A 16159-nucleotide genomic window follows, 5' to 3' on the forward strand; every position below is an offset into this window, starting at 1 on the left:
TTAGCGCCCCTTTGTTTCGACGATCCAAGTATCTTTACTACCACCACCTTGTGACGAATTGACGACCAAAGAGCCTTTTTTCATCGCGACTCGTGTCAGTCCACCTGTGGTCACATAGGTGTCTTTGCTCTGCAAAATAAAGGGACGTAAATCCAGATGGCGTGGCTCTAAGCTGCCTTTGGCAACTAATGTTGGCGAGGTGGACAGTTTCAGTGTTGGTTGAGCAATGTAGTTGCGAGGATTCGCTTCTATCAGTTCTGCAAATAGAGCTTGGTCTTTCTTCGTAGAATGTGGCCCCACTAGCATCCCATAGCCGCCAGACTCGTTGGCAGGTTTGACAACCAAACTGTCCAAGTTTGCTAACACATAGGCCCGTTGCTCAGGGTCTTCGCACAAGAATGTCTCGACATTTTTAAGAATAGGCTCCTCTTTTAAGTAGTAGCGGATGATGTCTGGTACATAGGCATAGACAACTTTGTCATCTGCTACCCCTGCTCCTGGTGCATTTGCTAAAGCGACATTGCCTTTTCTCCAAGCTCGCATCAAACCTGGAACACCTAATACGGAGTCTGGGTGGAAGGCTTCAGGGTCTAGGAATAAATCATCAATACGACGGTAAATAACATCGACTAACGCTGGTCCATTAATGGTTTTCATATAGACACAGTCGTCATGATTATCGACGTATAAATCGCTACCCTCTACCAATTCTACTCCCATCTGTTGAGCCAAAAAGGCATGTTCAAAATAGGCTGAATTGTAAATCCCCGGCGTCATGACGACGATTTCTGGGTCTTCTATGTCTCTGGGGGATAGTGCCGCTAAGGTATCAAATAACTGGGATGTATAAGAGTCGATTGGCAGAATACTGTCGTTTTCAAATAGTTCCGGAAGCACACGTTTGGTAATCGCGCGGTTTTCGATCATGTAGGAGACGCCAGAAGGGACGCGTAAATTGTCTTCGAGAACATAAAACTCGCCACCTTCATCGCGCACCAAATCGGTGCCGCAAATGTGAGCCCATACCCCATAAGCAGGGGAGACTCCGATACATTCGGGGCGAAAATTTTTAGATTCTTTGATGATGTGCTCTGGGATAATGCCGTCTTTAATAACCTGTTGATCATGATAAAGGTCATCAATGAACAAGTTAAGGGCTTTGAGTCGTTGCTTTAGGCCTGCTTCTGCAACGCGCCAGTCTTTGGCGTCTATGGTTCTTGGTACGATATCGAAGGGCCAAGCTCGGTCAATGTTGCCTTCTTCAGTGTAAACGGTAAAGCTGATGCCCATTTCTTGTATGGTGGCTTCGGCCATGAGCTTTCTTTTTTCAAGCTCTTCTGCTGATAAACTATCTAGATAGCCAAGTAATTGCTTGGCGGGGGGTCTGGGCTTGCCTTTACTATCAATTAATTCGTCAAAAAAGCCATTTGACTGATACTGGCTACTCAAATTATCCATCTAAACCTCGTTCTTTTGTTAATCTGGGGAAAAACTGATTCAAGCGAATGCGATCCTATGCACTTTGTGGTGTCACCCCCATGCGTAATTGTTATTGTTATTAGGCAAACAGAGTAGAATTATTGCCCTTATTAGTGACATTAGTCGTTAATCGATACAAAAGAAATACAGCAAAGATCACGCCATGAACAATCTTATTTAACAATAAATAAGTAATTTATTGTTATCGCTTCATGAATTATGACGAAGCGCAACTAATTAACCTGTAAATTGTTTATCATTCCTATAAGCGATTTTATTAATGACTGTAAGGATTGGTTTGTGAACAAAATCAAAGACGTGGTGGTTGCTGGTGCGGGTATTGGCGGTTTGAGTGTTGCCTTGGGGCTTGCTCAGCAAGGGGTGGACGTAACGGTATTTGAACAGGCTAATGTATTGGGCGAAGTGGGAGCAGGCTTGCAAATGAGTCCAAATGCGATGAAGGTGCTGCGCCAATTGGGTTTAGAAGAGGCCCTTCATCCTTACGCCTTTGAGCCGAAACAAGCCACTATGCGTCATTTCAAATCGGGGGAATATTATTTAAAAGCCCCTTTAGGTCAGGCTGCCATTGATCGCTATGGCGCCCCTTACTGGCATTTACATCGTGCCGATTTACACCGTGTTTTGGTGGAAGCCTGTCAGAAAGCAGGGGTGACAATACGGTTAGGGGCTACGGTTGCCGGATACCAAAAGTCAGATCAGAATAGCTCGGTTGTGTTGTGTCTTCTAGATGGCAGTGAATATGAGACAGATTTAATCATTGGAGCTGATGGTATTCGTTCGGTGATTCGCGAACAAATGCTGGGTAAGAAAGCGCCTGACTTTATGGGGCAAGTGGCTTGGCGTGGGGTAGTGCCTGTCGCGAGTCTTAAGACGGTTAACATTCAACCAGATGCTTGTGTCTGGGTGGGGCCTGGACGCCATTTAGTGACCTATTATGTGCGCGGTGGAGAATGGGTGAATTTTGTCGCGGTAGAAGAGCGTGGTGGTTGGCAATCAGAATCGTGGCGCGAAGAGGGGGATATTAACGAACTACGTTCTGCTTTTGCGGGGTGGCACCCTGAAGTGACTGAGCTTTTGGCAACTGCTGATAGCACATTTTTGTGGGCACTTAATGGGCGTAGTAGCTTACGGACTTGGTATCAGGGGAGGGTGGTGTTACTTGGCGATGCGTGTCATCCAATGTTGCCGTTTATGGCGCAAGGCGCGGCCATGGCCATTGAAGATGCGTATGTGTTGGTTGCCTCGCTGATGAGTAAGCCGTTACCCGATGCCCTTGCTTCTTATGAAATCCTTCGTAAACCAAGAACTGTTCGTATTCAAAATATGTCTAAAGACAATACGAGCTTGTATCATATGCACGGTGGTCTATTTGGACAAATGAAGCTAAATGCCGTTAAAGTGGCGTCGCAATTTGCTCCGAGTGTGATTCAAGCTAAGTTAGATCCAGTATACGGTTATGATGTGGTAAAGGCAGTTGCTGCTTGGAGCTGATTTAAGCATAAGATTCGCCTAATTGTTGAACCTAGCACTGTGATTCTCTATTTTTATTTTACTCTATTTTTTTTGTTTGATCCCTAATGAATTTTAGTCTGTTTTCACCTTTGATGATTATCTGCTAGCTTATTAGGTAAAAAATCAGCCCTGCTCTCAAAAGCTTGTATAGGTTAAAAAGCTCAGTAATCTGCTGGGCTTTTTTTGTGAGTTTTTAATTCCTTTTTTGTATAAGTGATGATTTTATTTGTTTATTTTGTTATAAATAGAGAATTCATCTCGTTAATTATTCATCTCACCCATATCATGGCGTGTTAGGTGTTGTTAACGATTTTCCTTCCCTAGATTATCCATCGAAGGGACTCATTTCTATTTGGACATGATCGATCACATGACTTCTAAATCTCCATTAGCACTTTTACCTTTAGTGCTGTTTCTTGTTTTGTTTGTTGGTAGTGGGCTTTGGTATCAAACTCAAGGTGTGGACTTTGCTTTCTACCAAATATCCGCCCCGGTTGCGATTTTGCCTGCCATTGTCTTGGCAATTATCTTAGCCAAGGGGTCACTGAATAAGCGTATTGACACTTTTATTCGTGGGGTAGGTGACAACACCATCATTACCATGGTGTTGATCTATCTGTTGGCGGGGGCTTTTGCCAGTGTTGCCAAAGCGGTTGGCGGCGTTGATGCGACGGTTAACTTTGGTTTAAGCGTCGTTCCGCCTGCTTTTGTATTGCCAGGCTTATTCATCATTACCGCGTTTGTGGCAACTTCTATGGGAACTTCGATGGGAACCATTGCGGCTATTGGCCCGATTGCCATTGGTGTGGCGAATGCGACGGATTTATCCTTACTGCTAACCGTTGGTACGGTAATTGGTGGTGCCATGTTTGGTGATAATTTATCGATTATTTCCGATACCACTATTGCCGCCACTCGGACACAAGGGTGTGATATGCGCGATAAGTTCCGAATGAATTTTAAAATCGCTTTGCCAGCAGCCTTAGTCACTTTGGTGTTGTTGTATTTTCAAAGTGGAGTGGCGCATATTGGTCAAGTAAAGGATTATGAGTTGATCAAGGTGCTGCCTTATGTGGTTGTTTTAACCTTGGCTGTGCTGGGGGTCAATGTCATGTTGGTGCTGTTTAGTGGCATTGTATTAGCTGGGGTAATTGGCTTAACAATGTTACCGGATTTCACGGTCGCGACTTGGTCCAAAGAGATTTACAGTGGCTATACTGGGATGCAGGAGATCCTTATTCTCTCTTTGTTGATCGGTGGCATGGGTGCACTTATGAAAGCGCAAGGTGGTTTGGATTGGCTGGTGAGCATAATTGAGAAGATTGCTCGTGTGTTTGGCGCTAAGCCTGGATCAACTCGAGCAGGAGAATTTAGTATTAGTGCGTCGGTTGCGTTGACGAATTTATGCACGGCGAACAATACCGTCTCTATTTTGATTAACGGTTCTGTCGCCAAAGATATTGCAACTCGATACAACGTGGATGCCCGCCGCAGTGCGAGTCTTTTGGATATTTTTTCTTGCGTGGCTCAGGGATTATTGCCATATGGTGCTCAGATTTTACTGGCATCGTCTCTTGCTAAAGTATCGCCAATATCTCTCATTAGTTATGTGCAATATAACTGGCTTTTGGCGGCGGCTGCGATAGTATCAATTGTCATTGCATGGCCGAAGATTAAAAAAAATAATGGCTTGCCTCTATCGTATGTGAAATAAATAGCGAGTAGACTGGCACCTTAGTATTTGAGCGAAAAACCACCATTAATGGTGGTTTTTCACGTTGTTTAGGGTGTTATTTCTTTTAAAAAAGGCGATATGGTGAAGCAATGGATGCATTTCAAGGCTGAACTGGTTTTGATTCTAGTGACTATTTTAGCCGGTTTTGGTTGGATTTTTTCTAAAGAAGCGTTGACGGGGCTACCACCTTTATTTTTTATGGGAATGCGCTTTTTAGTGGCATGCTTTGTTTTGGTGCTTGCTGGGCGTAAGTACTTTGTTGGGTTGCGATGGCGAGACATGAGGCCAGCCTTGTTGGTTGGTGGCGTGATGGGACTTGCTATGATGTTTTGGGTTGAAGGGCTATCCAAAACACAAAACTTAGGAGTTGGCGCGTTCATTGCTAGTCTTGGTGTGGTTTTGGTCCCTATTGTTGCCAAGCTTTTATTTAAAGAGCAACCTCCAAAAAGTATTTGGGTTGCCCTTCCTATAGCAGTGATTGGATTAGCCTTTTTAGCGTTAGATGGCGGTCTGAAATTTGAAGTGGGGCAATTGTTTTTTTTGGCCACGGCTGTGATGTCGGCATTTCAGTTTAATCTGTTATCCAGACAGTCTACTCGAATGCCTGTGCTGGTACTTACGGCCATACAGTTGGGTGTAGCTGGTGTATTTTTACTTACTATCTCTGTGCTGACTGAAACGGTGCCCCATGCTGTGCCGACGAATGTGGTAGGTTGGTTTCTTGCGAGCACTTTGATTGCAACAAGTTTACGGTTTTTGCTGCAAACCTACGGGCAAAGTCTGACACCAGTAAGTCACGCAGCCGTGATTATGAATTTAGAGCCAGTTTGGACGGCATTGTTTGCTTCTATCTGGTTTGCTCAGTTGATGAGTATTGGTCAAGTGTTTGGCTGTGTCTTAATCTTTGTTGCGATGCTGATGAGTCGGTGGCGACAGATTAGGATGTTATTTAAGTCACATTAAAATTACTTGTTGTTTCATTAACAGAAAAAAGAAGGTTAGGACTAGAAAAAGGACTCAAGGTTAATCGGGTAAAATGCTATCAAGCAAGGTGTTGTAGAGTTTAATGGTTTCCGGCGTAAAAGGTCGGGTTGTGTAATCCCATTCGGATAACATGCCCTCTGTTAAGATGGACAACGCTTCAACACGGGCAATGGCCTCTGCTTTGCTTAAGCTTGGTGATTTTTCCATGATGATTTCAGTGGCTCTTGATCGAAGGCGTTGGTTCATTTCCTTACAGATCTTCGATATTGTCGTATTACGCGATGCTTCTGCCTTGATTTCAAGCGTCATAATGCGAATACAATGAATTTCTTCATTGTCTTCACTGAAATGTCGAGTCAGCCAGTCTTCTTTGTTTAAAAACTCAGACATAAAGCTTAAGTGTCTTTTGGTGGTTTGTTCAACCAGTGCGCAAATAATGTCATCTTTGTCATTAAAGTAGCGATAGATTTGTCCAACACTAAGTTTTGCTGATTTTGCAATGGCTTGCATGCTGGTTTTATGAAAACCCTTATGAATAACGTTCTGTTCTGTGGCGTCAAGAATTTGTTGACGGCGTTCATTGCATAGCAGTTTTGAAGAGTTGAATGTCATTTTTTTGCACTTTTGCAAGGTATATTGAAAGGTTAGCATATATTATAGTGAGAATGAACGTTCATTCTCAATGAATCTTAAGGAAAAACCCTAGATGTTGTCAAAATTTAAATATGCTTCTGGTGCGTTACTAATCGCATTATTTGTTGCTGGTTGCCAAGAAAAGGCGGCGGCTCCCTCTGGCTCACATCAGGGGGAACCAAAGGTTGAGGTTGGTGTATTGACTATCGAGCCTCAGAAAAACGTTGAATTGAATACAGAGCTTCCTGGACGTACGTCATCGAGTTTGGTGGCCGAGATTCGACCTCAAGTAGGGGGAATCATTGAGAAGCGTTTGTTTAAAGCTGGGGAGGATGTCAAAGCAGGACAAGTACTCTATCAGCTTGATGACTCGTCTTATTTATCTACCGTCAGACAGGCGCAAGCTAATTTGGAGTCTGCTAATGCCGGTTTAAAATCAGCTGAGCTTAAAGATCGACGTTATACCTTGCTGCGCAAACAGAATAACGTGTCCCAACAAGATCTAGATGATGCTCATGTGGCTTTTTTAGAAGCGAAAGCCGCTCAAAAAGGTGCAGAAGCAGCATTACAAAATGCTCAAATTAATTTGTCTCACACAAAAATCACGTCGCCAATCAGTGGGCGAATTGGTATTTCTCAAGTCACCGTTGGGGCTTTAGTGACGGCCAATCAAGCAGGTGTCATGACGACGGTTCGTTCGTTAAACCCTGTTTATGTGGATTTAGCGCAAACCAGCTTAGAGCAATTAAAATTGCGTAACTTGTTATCTCAGCCTGGCGTGAAGAAAGGCACTAATAAGGTAACCTTGGTATTGGAAGATGGCTCAAAATACAATCATGCGGGCGTGCTGGAATCAAGCGAGATTAATGTTGATGAGTCAACGGGGAGTGTGACGTTACGTGCCGTGTTCCCGAACCCAGATAATGTGCTGCTTCCTGGTATGTTCGTTCGGGGAACCATTCACCAAGCAACGTTTGATTCCGCTATTCTAGTTCCTCAACAAGCTGTCTTCCACGATGTCAAAGGCAATGCTTATGCTTACCTTGTAAATGGAAACAGTAAAATTGAAAAACGTTTTATTACGACAGAGCGAGCCATTGGCAATGAGTGGTTAGTGACAAAAGGGATTAATGCTGGCGATAAGGTAGTTATGCAAGGGTCAGCAAAAATTCATCCCGGTAGTAGTGTAGCGATCGTTAACGTTAATTTTAACCGTGAGACAGATACTGTCTCTCCAGCAAACGCTGCTACCAATTCTTCATCGAATTAAGGAAGAGAATTTATGTTGGCTCGTTTTTTTGTAAATCGTCCGGTTTTTGCCTGGGTGATTTCCATTTCCATTATGCTAGCGGGTATTTTGTCTATTACCCAGCTGCCTGTCGCGGAGTATCCTAATGTGGCGCCGCCAGCGATAAGTATCACGGCTACTTACCCTGGTGCATCGGCTGCAACGTTAGAAAACAGTGTCACGCAAGTATTAGAAGAGCAATTAACTGGGCTAAGTGGCTTGTTGTACTTCTCTTCTTCTAGTTCTTCCTCTGGTCGACTAGATATTACGGTGACCTTTAAGCAAGGAACAGACCCTGATATTGCCCAAGTCCAGGTGCAAAATAAGATTCAGCAAGTGACGTCCCGTTTGCCTGAAGCTGTGCAGCGAAATGGTATAACGGTTCAAAAGACCATGTCGGACTTTTTGCTCGTTGCTGCGGTTTATGACAGTAAGAATAAGCATACGCTGGGTGATATTTCAGATTACTTGGTTTCCAATGTGCAAGACCCTGTTGCCCGTGTGGATGGAGTGGGGAGCGTTCGGGTATTTGGTTTCCAATATGCCATGCGTGTTTGGTTGGATCCGCTTAAGTTGGCCTCTTATAAATTAATGCCGTCGGATGTGGAAAATGCCATCAAAGCGCAAAACGTGCAGATTGCTGCTGGTGGTTTAGGGGATCAACCCGCCGTAAAAGGTCAAGAGTTAAACGTGACAGTGACTGCACAGTCTAAATTTACCACGGTCAAGCAATTTAAAAATATCATTCTTGCCTACGATCAAAATGGCGCGACAGTGCGCTTAAAAGATGTTGCAAAAGTCGAGTTAGGTAGTGAAAACTACTCTTACATTGCACGTCTAAATGGTCACCCTGCTTCTGGTTTGGCGGTCATGTTGTCGCCTGGGGCGAATGCATTATCGACATCTGAAAAGGTGAAAAAGGTAATGAGTGGCCTCGAAGGTACGATGCCTGATGGCTACAAGTTAGCCTATCCTGTCGATAATACAGAGTTTATTAAGCTGTCTATCGAAGAGGTGGTGAAAACCCTTTTTGAAGCCATCGCTTTGGTTGTTATCGTCATGTTTATTTTCTTGCAGAATTGGCGAGCAACTTTGATTCCTGCTATTGCCGTTCCTGTCGTCTTGCTGGGTACCTTTGGGGTATTGGAGCTGGCAGGCTTCTCGATTAACACCTTGACTATGTTTGGTATGGTGCTGGCGATCGGTCTTCTCGTGGATGATGCGATCGTTGTGGTGGAAAACGTCGAGAGGGTGATGGCGGAGGAGCGGCTATCTCCGAAGGAAGCCACCATTAAATCGATGGGGGAAATTACCAGTGCCTTGATTGGTATCGCGGTTGTGTTATCGGCTGTGTTTTTGCCAATGGCTTTCTTCTCTGGATCAACAGGGGTTATTTACCGACAATTTTCGATCACCATTGTGTCGGCAATGACATTATCTGTTGTGGTCGCTTTGACGCTAACTCCGGCACTTTGTGCGACGCTGTTAAAGTCAAATCACCATGTGAAACGTACAGGATTGGCTGGCTGGTTTAATCGTAACTTTGATCGTGCGACGACAGGTTATTCAAGCCGAGTAACACGTTTGGTAAAACAGCCTGTTCGTTGGATGCTGGGTTATTTTGCCATTATTGCCGGCTTGGTTTACTTGATGATGAATTTACCATCGGGCTTTATTCCGACCGAAGATCAGGGCGATCTTATGGTACTGGTAAACTTACCTCAAGGGGCTTCTATCAGTCGTACGAATGATGTGATGAAACAGATTGAGCATCATTTCATGGTGGATGAAAAGAAAGATGTTAGGTATGTGTTTACTCTATCCGGTTACAACTTTTCCGGCTCTGGGCAAAATGCGGGCTTAGCTTTTGTGGCGTTGAAAGATTGGTCAAAACGGACAAGCCCAGCGGATAGTGCATCGGCGATTGCGGCGAGAACGTATCCTGCTTTTGCCGGGATCCTTGATGCGCAAATCTATACTTTGATTCCGCCTTCGATTCGTGGCCTTGGTCAAAGTAATGGCTTTACCTTTGAGTTACAGGCGGCGCCGGGAACGTCCCGCGCAACCCTGTTGAAATTACGTAATGAGTTGTTAGCGAACGCGAGGGCCAGCAAAATTCTTGTCGGTGTTCGTTTAGGTTCGCAACCTGAGACACCGCAATTGCATATTGACATTGATCGTTCTAAAGCGTCGGCATTAGGGCTGTCATTGAATGATATTAGTCAGACGCTCAGCGCTGCTTGGTCTGGTCAGTATGTGAATGACTTTATTGATCGTGGACGCGTTAAAAAGGTGTATGTTGAAGGGGAAGCAAAATATCGTAGTGCGCCTTCTGATTTAGCCCATTGGTATGTGCGTGGTAAGGATAATACCATGACGCCATTTTCGGCCTTTGCTAATGCAAAATGGACTTATGGTCCTCAAAGTCTTACCCGTTTTAACGGCTTGGCCTCCTATGAGATTCAAGGTCAAGGGGCGCCAGGAGTGAGTTCTGGTCAAGCAATGGATGAGGTTTCTAAGTTGGTTAGTCAATTGCCACCAGGGGCTACTGGATCATGGAGTGGATTGTCCTTCCAGGAACAGGCGGCTAGTGGACAGACAATGATGCTTTATGGGATTTCCATCTTGGTGGTCTTCTTGTGTCTGGCGGCGCTTTATGAGAGTTGGACGGTGCCTTTCTCAGTGATCCTTGTGGTGCCGTTGGGGGTCATTGGCTCGACTATTGCTGCTCATCTAATGCATCTAGAAAATGACGTGTATTTCCGCGTGGCGTTGCTGACAACCATTGGTTTGTCATCTAAAAATGCTATCTTGATTGTTGAGTTCGCAGAAGCGGCTTATCAACGCGGTAAGAATGCATGGGAGGCGGCCTGTGAAGGAGCAAGGTTGCGTTTACGGCCTATTTTGATGACCTCTGTCGCATTTATTATGGGAACCTTGCCGCTAGCAATGTCAACGGGGGCCGGCGCAAATAGCCGCCAGTCTATTGGTTCTGGTGTTGTTGGGGGAACGTTGACCGCTACTATTTTGGCCATTTTCTTTGTGCCTTTGTTCTTCGTCTTAGTGAGAAGGGTGTTTCCTAAGCGCAAGCAACTTGAGAGTCATAGTGATCAATTGACTGAGCAAGAAGTGACTGAATCGTAAGTCGACAGTAAGTGAATAATTCAAAAGGGGCCTTTAGTGGCTCCTTTTTTATGGTTGGATCTACAGAGATTTATGTGAGGTTAAAGGAATCTTTAAAGGGTTTATTGTGTCTGGCGTTAAGATCGGTGAAAATAGCGCCATTGAAAATTAACCTCCCAGCTTTGTGCCTTGCCTCTTGTTGATAGTAGGCATCACCAGTCTGCGTTAAATTAGAAGATTCTTATCCATGTCAAATACAGAGTTACTTGAGCAAGTTGAACAACGCCGCACCTTTGCGATTATTTCGCACCCTGATGCCGGTAAAACGACGATTACGGAAAAGTTGTTGCTTTTAGGGCAATTAATTCAAACCGCTGGTTCCGTTAAAGGGCGCAAAGGCGATAAACATGCCACGTCCGACTGGATGGCAATGGAACAACAACGTGGTATCTCCATTACCTCGTCTGTGATGCAGTTTCCCTATAAAGATCGCATGGTGAATTTGCTGGATACCCCAGGGCACGAAGATTTCTCGGAAGATACCTACCGTACTTTAACGGCCGTTGACTCCGTCTTAATGATCATTGATGGCGCTAAAGGGGTCGAGGATCGTACGATTAAGTTAATGGATGTTTGTCGTCTTCGTGATACGCCCATTCTAACTTTTATTAACAAGATGGACCGAGATATTCGAGATCCCATTGAGTTGTTAGACGAGGTGGAAGACGTACTAAAAATAGCGGCGGCACCGATTACCTGGCCTATCGGTATGAGCGACTTTTTTAAAGGGGTCTATAACCTATACACGGATACGATTCATGTTTTTGTCCGTGGTCGTGGTCATACTTTAATGGACGATATTCGTATTGAAGGTTTGCAATCTGACGAAGCGAAAGCATTGCTCGGTGATGATTGGGAAGCTTATGTTGATGAAATCGAGTTGGTTCGTGGGGCAAGTCATGAGTTTGATCATGCCGCGTATTTGGCGGGTGAGCTAACGCCTGTGTTTTTTGGGACGGCGTTATCTAACTTTGGTGTGCGCGAAATGTTAGATGGTTTTGTTGAGTGGGCACCAGCACCGATTGACCGTGAAACTAATACTCGTAAAGTCAAAGCGACAGAAGAGAAGTTCACTGGCTTTATTTTTAAAATTCAAGCCAATATGGATCCAAAACATCGAGATCGAATTGCGTTTATGCGTGTTTGCTCAGGTTCTTACTCCCGAGGGATGAAAATGCGCCATTGCCGTTTGGGCAAAGACGTTAAAGTAACCGATGCTGTATCCTTTACTGCTGGTGATCGTGAAGGTGTGGAGGAAGCTTTTTCTGGTGACATTATTGGTTTGCATAACCATGGTACGATCCAGATAGGTGATACTTTTACCGAAGGTGAAGATTTGAAATTCACGGGTATTCCTCACTTTGCGCCAGAATTATTCCGCCGTGTACGTTTAAAAGACCCAATGAAGATGAAAGCCTTGCAAAAAGGTCTGCAGCAGTTGTCAGAAGAGGGGTCTACTCAGTTGTTTATGCCACAGCGTAACAATGAGTTGATTGTTGGCGCTGTGGGGCAATTGCAATATGAAGTGGTTGCCTACCGTTTAAAAGACGAATACAAAGTTGAGTGTATATACGAGGCGGTGAATGTGAACTCCGCTCGTTGGGTGGATTGCGATGATCCAAAACGCTTTGAAGAGTTTAAACGTAAATGTGCAGATAACTTGGCAATTGACGGGGGAGGCCACTTAACCTATTTAGCGCCAACCCGCGTTAACTTGATGATGGCGGAAGAGAAATGGCCTGAAGTGACCTTCCGTGCGACGCGTGAACACTGATCTATACTTGACTAAATTACTAGGTTAAGAGGATAATTTGTCTAATTAATCATTCTGTAAAGTGGTATCAAGATGAGCGTTGTTGAATCGGCAAATCCCATCGAGTTTACATCGGCTGCCGCCGCTAAGTTGCAAACTCTGATTGAAGAAGAAGAAAATGATCGTCTGATGTTGCGTGTGTATGTGACAGGGGGTGGTTGTTCAGGCTTTCAATACGGCTTTGAATTTGATGAAGAGCTCCAAGAGGATGACACTAAAGTGCAGCGGGATGGCGTAACTTTAGTGGTAGATCCCTTGAGCTTTCAATATTTGGTTGGAGCGGAAGTGGACTACAAAGAAAACCTAGAAGGCTCAAGGTTTACGGTCACCAATCCTAATGCCACATCAACTTGTGGATGTGGGGCGAGCTTTAGTATTTAGGGTTCGATAAGGACGATTATTAAGAACCTCTTGTGCTACTGAGTACAAGAGGTTTTTTATTCTCTAAATTATGCTTTTGTATGGCCAACGCATTTCAAAGCGGGTACCACTTGCTTCGGTTGCATGACAGCAGGCGTCGCCACCATGTGCTCTTGCTATTGCAGCAACTACAGCTAACCCTAAACCGCTGCCTGTTGTTTCGCTTTCCTGTGAGCGTTTAAAGGCGGTAAATACATAGGGTACCAGCGTGTCTGGAATGCCTGGACCTTCATCTTCGATACTTAGGATAATGGTGTCCTGTTGGATATATGTTTGAATGCTAATGGTGCCCGGTATGGCATGTTTGATAGCGTTGGTAAGTAAAGCAATGAGCGCTTGGCGAATTCTAATCGGGTCACAGAAAGCGTTAGTGACAGTCAAGTCGAGTTTTACCTGCTGCTGTGCTTTTGCTAGGGCGTCTTTCATGAACTCAACCACCGCGGTGATTTCAGTACTGAGGTTAACGTTCTGTGTTCTTAGATTGAGATGCCCGCTTTCTTCTAGACTAACGACACGTAAATCTTCAACTAGGTTTTTTAAGCCATCAACTTGCATAAGTAAGCTGCGAAATTGGTGGTTATCTGGCGTAAAGACGCCATCTAAAAGTCCTTGTAAGCGACCATATAAAATAGTGATGGGAGTCCGTAATTCATGGGCAATGGCAGCGTTCCAGAATTTTTGTTCATCGGTCATTTGCTCTAGTTTTTCAGCAAGCAAATTAAAATCACGGACTAGCTGATTGGTTTCGTTTTTCGTATTACTAAATGGCGTGGCTCTGGCGGATAAATCCCCGGCAGCAAGTTGGCGAATACCTTTGGTGACGGATTCGAGAGGAGATAATATTTGACGGGCCAGGTGAACGGCAACAGCGATAGCGATTGACAGAGTTATGATAATGGTAACAGCTACCCAGATGAGCTCAGGGCCTTCTGGCAGAAAGCTGTCTTCAAAGACGTAATTGGGCCAAAAGGTATCCATTAGATAATAAAAAAGATAGGAAGTGAAAAAGACGAGTAAGATTGCCAGCAAGGTAATGGCGATCATTGAGGCGATTATTTTGCCACTTAGTCCGACGATTCTCATTTTCGATCCCAAAAACGGTAGCCAATACCTCTTACACCAACAAGGATATCGCGTACTCCAGCCTGTTCCAGCTTTTTTCGTAGTTTGCTGATATGACTGTCCACCGTGCGTTCGAGTGTATCGCCTTCGGGCAAACAGTTTTCCAATAGTTCGGCTCGACTGTAAGCGCGTTTTGGGGCGCTAGCCATGAGAGCTAACAGCTTAAATTCGGTCAGTGTTAATGTGATTTCTAGGGGACCTGTTCCCTGATCGACCAAGACAGCGTGGTTTTCTATGTCAATCTGAAGTGCTCCTAGCTGCAATGCTTTTTGTGCTTGAGGCTCACTTGTTGCCATGGTTCGGCGTAATACCGCTTGTGTTCGTGCCACGACTTCAGCTGGGTTGAAGGGTTTAACAACATAATCGTCAGCGCCGATACGCAGTCCCATGAGTTTGTCCATGTCCTGATCCATGGCAGTGAGCATGATGACGGGGGTATCACCTCGATGGCGAATTTCAGTCAGAACGCGCCAGCCGTCCAGCTTTGGCATTTGTACATCCAGTAGCACGATATTGGGCTGATGTGTCGAGTGAAGTTCGAGAGCTTGAAGGCCATTGGCGGCATGCAAGGTATGCATGCCAGACTTTTCTAAATAGGCCGTCAGAATTTCTGTAATCTCAAGATCGTCTTCGGCAATCAATATGGTTGCTTTGGGGGCGGTCAAGATTGCGGAATCTGTCATCACATTACCCATGAAAAAGTATCTATCTCCATCAAACCTACACACATTCTCGGCCATAGCTCCATTCAGTAAAAGTAAAATTTAGATTATTCCATGTTTACGCCCGAGAAGGTAAAGGATTTTCGATGAAGTTTTGCTTTAGACGTACTCGTTATGGTGTGATTGTCTTGTGTGCTCTCATTCTTTGTGCATGTGATCAATCTCAATCAGATCAACGAGTTTTATTACCCTCCCCTTTAGTATCAATAATTTCCCTGGTGCCTCAACCATTAACGGTGACCGAGACTTTGCCTGGTCGAGTAGCGCCGGTTCGTATTGCTGAAATTCGGGCTCAGATCACGGGCATTGTACAAAAGAAGCTTTTTGAACAAGGCAGGCAAGTGAAAGCGGGTCAGCCGTTATATCAAATCAATCCTGCGCCGTTTTTAGCTGAGGTCAATATGGCCGCAGCGATACTTAAGCGAGCGGAAGTGGCTTTGGCTTATACCCAAGCGCAAGTTGTGCGGTTGAGCTCATTGCTCAAATCCAACTCCATTAGCCGTCAACAATACGACGATGAAGTGTTCAAACGAGATCAAGCATTGGCGGATGTCGAACAAGCGCGAGCAACACTGGCACGCCGTAAGCTTGACCTCACGTTTGCCACAGTGGAAGCGCCTATTTCGGGGCGTATTGATCAGACATTGGTGTCGGAAGGGGCTTTGGTTAGCAGTACAGATGCCAGTCCAATGGCACGAATTCAACAGATTGATCATGTTTATTTAGATTTACGCAGGCCTGCGTCTTCTCTTGGGTTATTGCAGAAAGCCTTGGAGAGTCAAGGGACAGAAACTGGTCTAACGGTATCTGTTTTACAGCCTGACGCTGAGCCTTACGGAAAGGGCCATATCATGTTTTCCGGTATCAGCGTTGATTCAGGGACGGGTGATGTGTTGTTGCGGGTGCTGGTAAGCAACCCTAATAAGCGGCTTCTACCAGGCATGTTTGTACAAGCTAAAGTGGAGTTGGGTCACTACGATCAAGCTTTAATGTTGCCCCAACAGGCGATAGTTCACTTTGAAGGACAATTTCGAGTGTGGGTTATCGACGAAAATCAACAAGCTCATCTAATCAAAGTCGAACTTGGGGGGTTGGTTGATCGGTATTATCGCTTGAAGTCAGGGGTGAGAGCTGGGCAGAAAATTGTCGTTGAAGGGATGGATCGACTTACTGAAGGCATAACGGTTCGTGAACAGCAATGGGCGTTAAATCAGTCCGTCTCTGATCTCGACCACTAAATTTATAGG

At 44.9% G+C, this 16159-nt stretch carries 12 protein-coding genes; 8 read left to right on the plus strand and 4 right to left on the minus strand.

From position 1 onward, the window contains the following. Window positions 1–1458, minus strand: coding sequence for a circularly permuted type 2 ATP-grasp protein (locus JHD45_RS00060; protein WP_199473714.1), 1458 nt, complete (start codon window positions 1456–1458; stop codon window positions 1–3). 321 nt (window positions 1459–1779) lie between these two features. Between JHD45_RS00060 and JHD45_RS00065 the strand changes: the two genes are divergently transcribed. The 3 genes from JHD45_RS00065 (at window position 1780) to JHD45_RS00075 (ending at window position 5710) form a co-directional block, all read left to right on the plus strand. After that, entirely contained in the window at window positions 1780–2991 is a 1212-nt protein-coding gene (locus tag JHD45_RS00065; RefSeq protein WP_199473716.1) for an FAD-dependent monooxygenase, read from the plus strand. Window positions 2992–3382: 391 nt separating this feature from the next. Next, the gene (locus tag JHD45_RS00070) at window positions 3383–4726 is read left to right on the plus strand and encodes a Na+/H+ antiporter NhaC family protein (RefSeq protein ID WP_199473718.1); all 1344 of its coding nucleotides are present in this window, start codon (window positions 3383–3385) and stop codon (window positions 4724–4726) included. 99 nt (window positions 4727–4825) lie between these two features. After that, on the plus strand, window positions 4826–5710 hold the full coding sequence (locus JHD45_RS00075) for a DMT family transporter (protein WP_233407457.1): 885 nt from the start codon (window positions 4826–4828) through the stop codon (window positions 5708–5710). 60 nt (window positions 5711–5770) lie between these two features. Here JHD45_RS00075 and JHD45_RS00080 read toward each other — a convergent pair whose 3' ends face one another. Continuing rightward, a complete protein-coding gene (locus JHD45_RS00080) occupies window positions 5771–6343 on the minus strand; it encodes a TetR/AcrR family transcriptional regulator (protein ID WP_199473720.1) in 573 nt (190 codons plus the stop codon). 94 nt (window positions 6344–6437) lie between these two features. Here JHD45_RS00080 and JHD45_RS00085 point away from each other — a divergent pair, with 94 nt between their 5' ends. From JHD45_RS00085 to erpA, 4 genes are all read left to right on the plus strand, one after another. Then, entirely contained in the window at window positions 6438–7634 is a 1197-nt protein-coding gene (locus tag JHD45_RS00085; RefSeq protein WP_199473722.1) for an efflux RND transporter periplasmic adaptor subunit, read from the plus strand. A 12-nt stretch (window positions 7635–7646) separates the two neighbouring features. After that, window positions 7647–10796 (plus strand): efflux RND transporter permease subunit, encoded by a 3150-nt coding sequence (locus JHD45_RS00090; RefSeq protein WP_325097238.1) that lies wholly within the window; start codon window positions 7647–7649, stop codon window positions 10794–10796. 226 nt (window positions 10797–11022) lie between these two features. Then, window positions 11023–12609, plus strand: coding sequence for a peptide chain release factor 3 (locus JHD45_RS00095; RefSeq protein WP_199473724.1), 1587 nt, complete (start codon window positions 11023–11025; stop codon window positions 12607–12609). A gap of 72 nt (window positions 12610–12681) precedes the next feature. Continuing rightward, complete coding sequence (gene erpA / locus JHD45_RS00100) at window positions 12682–13029, plus strand: iron-sulfur cluster insertion protein ErpA (protein ID WP_199473725.1); 348 nt, start codon at window positions 12682–12684, stop codon at window positions 13027–13029. 63 nt (window positions 13030–13092) lie between these two features. On the opposite strand, the gene JHD45_RS00105 is transcribed toward erpA, so the two are convergent. Further along, window positions 13093–14151 carry an ATP-binding protein gene (locus JHD45_RS00105; RefSeq protein ID WP_199473727.1) on the minus strand — a complete coding sequence of 353 codons (1059 nt, stop codon included), beginning with the start codon at window positions 14149–14151 and terminating at the stop codon, window positions 13093–13095. Then, window positions 14148–14873 carry a response regulator gene (locus JHD45_RS00110; protein ID WP_233407460.1) on the minus strand — a complete coding sequence of 242 codons (726 nt, stop codon included), beginning with the start codon at window positions 14871–14873 and terminating at the stop codon, window positions 14148–14150. Before JHD45_RS00110 ends, JHD45_RS00105 begins: the two co-directional genes overlap by 4 nt. Window positions 14874–14998: 125 nt before the next feature. Between JHD45_RS00110 and JHD45_RS00115 the strand changes: the two genes are divergently transcribed. Next, entirely contained in the window at window positions 14999–16150 is a 1152-nt protein-coding gene (locus tag JHD45_RS00115) for an efflux RND transporter periplasmic adaptor subunit (RefSeq protein WP_199473731.1), read from the plus strand. Window positions 16151–16159: the final 9 nt, after the last annotated feature.

Source organism: Marinomonas spartinae (assembly GCF_016461715.1).
In the GTDB taxonomy this organism is placed as follows: Bacteria; Pseudomonadota; Gammaproteobacteria; order Pseudomonadales; family Marinomonadaceae; genus Marinomonas; species Marinomonas spartinae_A.

Excerpts from the sequence above, each read along its gene's own strand:
- JHD45_RS00060 (WP_199473714.1), bottom strand. The coding sequence starts at position 1,458 with ATGGATAATTTGAGTAGCCAGTATCAGTCAAATGGCTTTTTTGACGAA.
- JHD45_RS00070 (WP_199473718.1), top strand. The coding sequence starts at position 3,383 with ATGACTTCTAAATCTCCATTAGCACTTTTACCTTTAGTGCTGTTTCTT.
- JHD45_RS00075 (WP_233407457.1), top strand. The coding sequence starts at position 4,826 with ATGGTGAAGCAATGGATGCATTTCAAGGCTGAACTGGTTTTGATTCTA.
- JHD45_RS00080 (WP_199473720.1), bottom strand. The coding sequence starts at position 6,343 with ATGACATTCAACTCTTCAAAACTGCTATGCAATGAACGCCGTCAACAA.
- JHD45_RS00085 (WP_199473722.1), top strand. The coding sequence starts at position 6,438 with ATGTTGTCAAAATTTAAATATGCTTCTGGTGCGTTACTAATCGCATTA.
- JHD45_RS00090 (WP_325097238.1), top strand. The coding sequence starts at position 7,647 with ATGTTGGCTCGTTTTTTTGTAAATCGTCCGGTTTTTGCCTGGGTGATT.
- JHD45_RS00095 (WP_199473724.1), top strand. The coding sequence starts at position 11,023 with ATGTCAAATACAGAGTTACTTGAGCAAGTTGAACAACGCCGCACCTTT.
- erpA (WP_199473725.1), top strand. The coding sequence starts at position 12,682 with ATGAGCGTTGTTGAATCGGCAAATCCCATCGAGTTTACATCGGCTGCC.
- JHD45_RS00105 (WP_199473727.1), bottom strand. The coding sequence starts at position 14,151 with ATGAGAATCGTCGGACTAAGTGGCAAAATAATCGCCTCAATGATCGCC.
- JHD45_RS00110 (WP_233407460.1), bottom strand. The coding sequence starts at position 14,873 with ATGACAGATTCCGCAATCTTGACCGCCCCCAAAGCAACCATATTGATT.
- JHD45_RS00115 (WP_199473731.1), top strand. The coding sequence starts at position 14,999 with ATGAAGTTTTGCTTTAGACGTACTCGTTATGGTGTGATTGTCTTGTGT.